Source organism: Variovorax endophyticus (genome assembly GCF_025376855.1).
In the GTDB taxonomy this organism is placed as follows: Bacteria; Pseudomonadota; Gammaproteobacteria; order Burkholderiales; family Burkholderiaceae_C; genus Variovorax.
This window is the reverse complement of record NZ_JAHUTH010000011.1, coordinates 214,436-222,663: the sequence shown is the minus strand read 5'-3', so window position 1 is coordinate 222,663 and position 8,228 is coordinate 214,436. Positions and strand designations below refer to the sequence as shown.

General features: G+C 70.2%; 1 protein-coding gene. It reads right to left on the bottom strand.

Going from position 1 to position 8,228, the window contains the following annotated elements:
* Positions 1-8,161 (bottom strand): autotransporter-associated beta strand repeat-containing protein (locus tag KV106_RS17050; protein WP_261211251.1); only part of this gene is annotated, 8,161 nt, incomplete at its 3' end.
* Positions 8,162-8,228: the final 67 nt, after the last annotated feature.

Genomic DNA, 8,228 nt, shown 5'->3' with positions numbered 1-8,228 from the left:
CCGCGCCCAGGCTCACGGCGCGCGTGCTCGTGGTGTCGCCGGTCACGTGCAGGGTGGTGCCCTCGAGCGCGAGACCACCGGTGGCCGCGCCGAGGTTGGCGTCCGATGCGATCTGCAGGATGCCGCCCTTGACGGTGGTGCCGCCGCTGTAGCCGTTGCTGCCCTCGAGCACCAGGGTGCCCAGGTCCTCCTTGACCAGGCCGCCGGTGCCGTTGAGTGCCGAGGCGATGGTCGCGGTCATGCCCGCGCCGGCCGCGGTGCCGTCGCCCACGCGCACGGTGGTGGCCGCGTTGCCGAGTTGGATCGCGTCGCCCTGCACGCGGTAGCCGTCGGTGGCGAACTGCGCGCCGGTGATGCGCACGGTGCCGTTGCCGCCGTCCACGCTGACGATGCTGGCGGTGCCGCTGAAGACGGCGAACTGGTCCTGCACCCAGGCCGCGTTGATCTTGCCGTCGGCGCCAGTCCAGCCGTCGCCCGGTACGCCCACGCGCCAGGTGCCCGATCCGCCGGCGATCTGGCCGTCGTTGTACTTGCTCGCGTCGCCGCCGTCCCAGAAGTTCAGCGACAGGCCCGCGCGGTTCACGAGGTTGACCTGCTTGGCCACCGAGGTCTGCACCTGCAGATCGGCCTTGGCGCCGGGTGCGCTGCCGATGTCCAGGCCGGCGTCGATCAGGCCGCCGGTGTAGCTGATGAGCCGGTACAGGCCCGCGCCGAAGCTGCCACCCGTGGACTGCGCGACGTTGAGCGTGCCGTCCAGGCGCAGGTCGCCATTGACGTTGACGAGGTCGTTGAGCGGACCGCCCACGGTGTTGGCCTGGCCGAGCTGGTAGTTCAGCACGGCGCCGTCGGCGAGGCTCAGGCCGCCCACCGTCAAGGTGCCGGGGCCGCCATTGCCGGCCGACAGCACGCCACCCTTGGCAATGCTGACCGCGCCCGCGATGCTGCCGCTGCCCGCGAGCGTGGCGCCGGACTGCACCTGGACCGCGCCCGTGCCCGTGGCGCTGCCGAGCGGGTTGTTCACGGCGAGCGTGCCCGCCGCGACGGTGGTGCCGCCGGTGTAGGTGTTGGCGCCGCTCAGCGTGAGCGTGCCGCTGCCCACCTTGACGATGGACCCGCCCGTGCCCGAGCCCGGCTGCGTGAACACGCTGCCCTTGTCGCTCACGGTGCCCCAGAGGGTGTCGGTGGTGTTCAGCCCGCCCACGGTGAGCTGCGTGGCGCCGAGCACCACGTTGCCCGCGCCCAAGAGCGAACCCAGTTCGACGCCGGTCTTGGCGGTCGAGCCCGACACGTCGACCACGCCGCCCGCGGCGTTGCTGACCGTGGCTCCCGCGCCCGAGCTGCTGTCGGCGAAGCGCACGAGGCCGCCGAAGGCATTGCTGATCTGCGCGCTGCCCGCCGTGGCGGTGCCGCCGAAGCCCAGCAGGCTCTTGGCGCCGTTGGCGATGGTCGCCGACCCGGCGCTGGCGTTCTCGAAGAAGCTGATCGAGCCGCCGGCATTCGTGATGCTCGACGTGCCCGCGCTCGTGTTGCCGCTGAACTGCACCGAGTTCGCGCCGACCATCTGCCAGGTCGCGCCATTGAGCGTGATCTTCGAGTTCGCGGCCGTGGCGTTCTGCGAGAACAGCAGCATGTTGCCGGCGTCCGCGCTCAAGGCGCGGCCCACGGTGTAGTCGTTGCCGCCCGCGCTCGCCGTGCCGGTGTACAGCAGCAGCGTGCCGTTGCCCTGCTGGCGCACCGCGCCGCTGCCGAGCACGCCGCTCGCGGTGGTGGTGATGCTCGCGCCGTCCTGCAGCAGCGTACCGCCGCTGTAGCTGTTGGCCGTCACCAGGCCCAGGGTGCCGCCCTTGCCGGTGACGGTGAGCAGGCCCGTGCCGCTGACGAGGCCGCCCACGCCGAAGACGCTGTTGCCCAGGTCGATGGTGGCGCCGCCCGCGCCGAGCGCGAGCGCGCGCATGCTGAAGAACGGGGTGGAACCGGCCGCGATGCGCAAGGTGGCGCCATCGATCGCGAGCCCCGTGCCGAACGCGCCGAGGTTGTTGTCGGCCGCGATCTGCAGGATGCCGCCCTTGATGGTCGTGCCGCCGGTGTAGCTGTTGTTGCCGCTGAGCACCAGCGTGCCGCCGTCGTCCTTGACCAGTCCGCCCGCGCCGCCAATCGATGCGGCGATGGTCGCGGTCATGCCCGCGCTGGCATTGGTGCCGTCGCCCACGCGCACCACCGTCTGCGGGGCGCTGATCGTGAGCGGGTCGCCGTTGATCGTGTAGCCGTCGACCGCGAACTGCGCGCCGCCCAGGCGCACCGCGCCGCCCACGCCCTTGTTGTCGACCGTGACGGTGCCGGCCTTGCCGCTGAAGATCGCGAAGCCGTCCTGCACCCAGGTGCCGTTGGCCAGGCCGTTGGCATCGGTCCAGTTGTCGCCGGGACTGCCCGCGCGCCAAGTGCCCGTGCCGCCCGCGATCTTGCCGTCGTTGAAGTTCGCGCTGTTGCCGCCGTCCCAGAGGTTGAGCACGAGGCCGTCGCTGTTGATCAGGTTGACCTGGTTCGCCACCGAGGTCTGCACCGCGAGCTTGTTCGTGGGTGCCGTGCCGATGTCCAGGCCGTTGTCGGTCAGCGTGCCGGTGTAGTTGATGAGGCGGTACAGCCCCGCGCCGAACTTGCCGCCCGCGGTCTCGCTCACGTTGAGCGTGCCGTCGAGCTGCAGGTTGCCGTTGACGTTGATCAGGTCGTTGAGCGCGCCGCCCGCCACGCCGGCCTGGCCGAGCTGGTAGTTCAGCACGGAACCGGCCGCGAGGCTCAGGCTGCCGAGCGTGAGCGTGCCGGCACCGCCCGCCACACCCGCGTTGCCGGCCGACAGCACGCCGCCCTTGGCGACCGTGACCGCGCCCGCGATGCTGCCGCTGCCCGCGAGCGTGGCGCCTGATTGCACCTGCACGCTGCCCGTACCCGTCGCGCTGCCGCTCGCGTTGTTCACGGCCAGCGTGCCCGCGGCGATGGTGGTGCCACCGGTATAGGTATTGGCCCCCGTGAGCGACAGCGTGCCGCTGCCCACCTTGACGACCGAACCGCCCGCACCGCTGATCGTGCCCGACACCGTCGTGCTGGTGTTCAGCCCGCCCGTGGTCAGCGCCTTCGCGCCGAGGAACACGTCACCCGCGCCTTCGAGCGAGCCGATGCCCACACCCGCATTGGTGAGGCTGATGATGCGCAGTTTCCCGCCCGCGTTGTTCACCACCGTCGCCTGGTCCGCGCTCACGCGATCGGCCAGGTTGATCACCCCGCCGCTCTCGTTGACCAGGCGTGCCTGGCCCGCGCTCGCATCGTCGAGCAGGTCGACGCGACCGCCCGCGAAGTTCGTGATCTGCGCCTTGCCGCCATCCGCGTTGAACCACAGCGTGGTTGAGCCGCCCCGGTTCTCGATCACCGAGTTGCCCGCGCTCGATGTGCCGCGGAACTCGACCGTGGCGTCCTTGTTCGCCGTGATGGTCGCGCTGCCGGCAGAGCTGCTGTCGCTGAAGGCCAGGAAGCCGCCGTTGTCGGTCGGCGCACTGCCGCGCTGTGCCACGGTGATCGCGAGCTTGCCCGCGTCGGCCTTGTTGGTGAAGACCAGCGAGGCATTGCCCGCGACCGACACCGGGCCCGTGCCCAGTGCGCCCGTGACCAATGCCTCGACCGAGCCGGTCGCCACTTCGGTGCCGCCCGCGTAGCCGTTGGCCGCGCCGAGTTGCAGGGTGCCCAGGCCGGTCTTGCGCAGGCTGCCCGCGCCGCTGACCGTGCCGTTCAGCGCGACCGTCCGGTCGATGTCGAAGCTGTTGACGCCCGCGCCCAGGCTCACGGCGCGCGTGCTCGTGGTGTCGCCGGTCACGTGCAAAGTGGCGCCCTCGAGCGCGAGGCCGCCGGTGGCCGCGCCGAGGTTGGCGTCCGACGCGATCTGCAGGATGCCGCCCTTGACGGTGGTGCCGCCGCTGTAGCTGTTGGCGCCCTCGAGCACCAAGCTGCCCAGATCGTCCTTAACCAGGCCGCCGGTGCCGGTGATGTCGGACGCGATGGTCGCGGTCATGCCAGCGCCCGCGGCGGTGCCGTCGCCCACGCGCACCGTCGTGGCCGGAGCGCCGATCGTGAGCGCATCGCCGTTGACCGTGTAGCCGTCGACCGCGAACTGCGCGCCACCGATGCGCACCGCGCCACCCGTGCCCTTGTTGTCCACCGTGACCGTGCCGGCGGCGCCGCTGAAGATGGCGACACCGTCCTGCTGCCAACCGCCATTGAGCGTGCCGTCGACGCCGGTCCAGTTCGCGGTCGAACCGCCCGCGCGCCAGGTGCCGCTGCCGCCCGCGACCTTGCCGTCGTTGAAGTTCGCCGGATCGGCGCCGTCCCACAGCGTGAGCGTCACGCCTTCGCTGTTGATCAGGTTGACCTGCTTGGCCACCGCGGTCTGCACCTGCAGGTTCTTCGCATCGGTCGGCGCGCTGCCGATCTCCAGGCCGTTGTCGGTCAACGTGCCGGTGTAGTCGATCAGGCGATAGAGCCCGGCCCCGAACTTGCCGCCCTGCGATTGCGTCACGTTGAGTGTGCCGTCGAGCTGCAGGTTGCCGTTGACGCTGATCAGGTCGTTGAGCGCGCCGCCCGCCACGCCGGCCTGGCCCAGTTCGTAGTTCAGCACGGAGCCGGCCGAGAGGTTCAGGCCGCCGACGGTCAGCGTGCCGGGGCCGCCATTGCCCGCCGACAGCACGCCGCCGTCGGCCACCGTGACCGCCCCCGCGATGCTGCCGCTGCCCGCGAGCGTCGCGCCGGCCTGGACCTGCACCGCACCCGTGCCGGTCGCGCTGCCGCTCTTGTTGTTCACGCTCAACGTGCCCGCGGCCACCGTCGTGCCGCCCGCATAGGTGCTGGCGCCGGTGAGATCGAGGCTGCCGCTGCCAGCCTGCGCCAGGCTGCCGGACCCGCCGATCCTGCCGACGAAGCTCACGGCGTCGGAACGATCGAAGGCCAGCTCGCCGTTGGCGACCACGTCGCCCGAGATGCTGCCCGCCGTGCCGCCGTTGCCGATCTGCAGCCGGGTGCCCGCGGCAATCGTGGTCGTGCCGCCGGGGACCCTCGTCGTCAACGAGCCCGTGACCACCGCGCCCTTGCTCACGTCGAACGAGAGATTGTCGGCGGCCACCTTGCCGGTGATGCTCAGTGCCCGTCCATTGGCAAAGCTGAAGCCGCCGGTTCCGGGGACGCTGCCGGCGTCGAAATCGCCCAGGGTCGCGACCATGTTGGCGCCGGTCAGGTTGACGACGCCCACGGCGCTGCCGCTCAGGGTGTCGGCGACGATCGCGCCGGAACTCGTCTGCCCGATCGCGCCGGTCGAGAACAACACCGTGTCGGTTGCGCTCACCGTGCCGGAGATCGACAGGTTGCTTCCCATCAGGTAGGTGCTGGCACCGCCGTCCACCTTGCCCGTGACGTTCAGCTGGAGACCGCTCTTCACGGTCAGGCCCTGCGCGCTGAAGTCGCCGAGCGTGCCGATCTGGTTGGCCTCGTTGGAGAGCGCGACCGCGCCCGCGGCACTGCCGGTCAGCGTGCCCGCGGTGATCGTGCCGCTGGACTGCGCGATGCCCTGGCTGCTGTTCAGGCTCAGGGTGCCGGCCGTCTCGACATCGGCGGCCAATGCAATGCCATCGCGCCCGCCCAGCGTGACGTTGCCGCCGCGCACGGTGTTGCTGATGCCCAGTTGCCCGCCTTCCGCGGCGAGGACCACGTTGCCGGTGCCGGCATCGATGGCCTGGCTCGGCAGCACGAGCTGGCCGCCCGCGACCACCGAGACGCTGCCATTCGTGCCGTTGGCCAGCGAAGACACGGTGAGGTCGTTGCGGTCGCGGATGGCAATGCTGCTGCCCTGCAGGCTGACCGCGGCACCGAAGTCGTTGTTCGCATCGGTCAGCGCGATGGCGCCCGTCGCGTCGAAGCTGCTGGTGCCGACGACCGACAGCGCACCGGTCTGCGTGATCGCGCCGCCGCTCGTGAGGCCCAGCGTGCCGCCGACCGCGCCGGCGCTCAGCGTCAGGCCCGAGGCAGCGACGATCGAGGTGTTGCCGCCGGTGATGCCCAATGCGCCGCCGAAGCTGTTGCCCCCTTGCGTCAGCGTGATGGTGCCCGTGCCTGCATTCAGCATGGTGGTGCCGGCGACCGCCAGCGGGCCGGACTGAACGATGGTGCCGTTGTTGCTCGTGGCATTGATCGAGGCGGCGCTTCCCTGGCCGAGCGAGAGCGCCCCATTGCTGGTTGCGGTGAGGTCGCCCGTTGCGAGGTTGCCCAGCGTCAATGCGTTCGCGTCGGTGATCTCCGTCGTGCCGCCGGTCAGATGCACCACGCTGCCGAAGTCGTTGCCCGTGCTGTTGAGCGTGATGGCGCCAGTGCCCGCCGCGGCGGAGATGGTGGTCGTGCCAGCGACACTGATCGCCCCGCCCTGGACGACGGCACCGCTCGTGCTGGTGGCATCGATCGATGCGGCACTGCCTTGCCCGAGCGACAGCGCGCCGCCGCTCACGGCGGTCAGCGCGCCGGTCGCGATGTTGCCCAGCGTCAGGGAATTGGCGGCATTGATCTGCGTGGCGCCGCCCGCGAGGTTGACGAAGCCGCGGAAGTCGTTGGCCGTGTTCGTGAGCGAGATCGCGCCACCGTTCGCTTCGATACTCAGCGCCGCGCCAGCGTCGATGGCGCCGGTCAGAGCGATGGCGGAGCCCGAGCTCGTGATGCTCCCCGTGTTGGCCATGACCACCACGCTGCGCGCGCTCGTCAGATCGCCGGTCGCTGAGAGCGTACCGCCGTCGAGCACGAGCCGGCCGAGGCCCAGGTTGGCATCGCTGGCGACCTGCAGCACGCCATTGCGAACGACCGAGTCGCCCGTGTACACGTTGTTGCCGCTGAGCACCAGCGTGGCGCCGCTTGTTTGCGTGAGGTCCCCGCCACCCGAGATCACGCCCGAGAGTTGCAGGCTGTTCGCGCCCGTGAAGGTCAGCCCGCCGGTGCCGAGAACGACGTCGTTGGCGAGCGAGAGACCGGGTACCGCGGCTCCCAACGCCCCGCCGTTCGAAGTGACCGTGCCCTTGCCCAGCGACAGCGCGTTGTCGATCACCGCGGTTGCGCCCGATCCCAGCGTGGCCTGCGTGGCACCCGACACGCCGTTCAGCGTCCAGCTTCCGCTCTGGACATCGAGCTGGTTGAAGTTCAGATATTTGATGTTCGAGAGGGTGCCCGTGAGCGAGGTGCCCTGTTGCAGGCGCAGCGTGTTGTTGCCGCCCAAGCCGCCGTCGACCATGCCCGCGGCGGCGAAATTGACCGTGACGGCGCCGATGCCCAGGTTGGTCGCCAGTGCAGTTCCCCCTGCCGCATTGACCGACGAGTCGGTCGTCGCCACGAACAGGTTGGTGCTGTTGGCGCCGAGGGAGACGCTGCCATTCACGGTGCCCGAATTGGTGAAGGTATTGCCCCCGGCCGAGGAGCCCAATCCGACGCGCCCGGTGATGGTGCCGGAGTTGTCCACGTTCACCCGACCGCCGCCATAGCCCACCATCACCCCTGCGTCGGGAGCGCTCAAGGTTGCCCCGAAGATGGGGGCCGTGGACATCGTGCCCGTGTTGGTGATGTTCGAGGTGCCCCCGGCCCCGTTCTGAATCGCCAGCGCCATCCCGGTCAGCCCCACCGACAGGCCCCGGGTCCCGCCGAGGATGCCGTTGTTGGTCACGGTCTGCGTGCTTCCCGCCGCGTTGCCCATGACCACACCCGACGACAACACGCCCAGGCCCGAGCCCAGGAGGATCGGATCGATTCGGCCGTTGTTGGTCAGCGTGTCGTTGGAGCCCGTGAGCGTCATCGCATTGCCGCCCACGCCCAGGAGCACGCCCACGCTGCCGCCCGGGTTCACCGTCACGTTCAGGTTGTTGCTGCCATTGGCGTAGCTCGGCGCCAGCGGGTTGGCCGCGCCGCTGCAGCTCACGTTCGAGCCTGCTGTCGTGCATGCCGCCTGAGCGGGGAAGAAGCTCGTAGCGAACAGGGCGACCGCCGCGCCCGCAACGGCGGTCGATACGCTGCGCTTGCCGCGGGAACGGGTCGTTTCCGGTACGGCGACCCAACTGCCCGTGGCTGCATTCCAGAGGCTTCTGAAGGCGATGTTCATGGGGATGTCTCGATGTCTTGTTGACGGTTAGAACGTTTTGACACAATTATGAATTGCAGCGCAATGT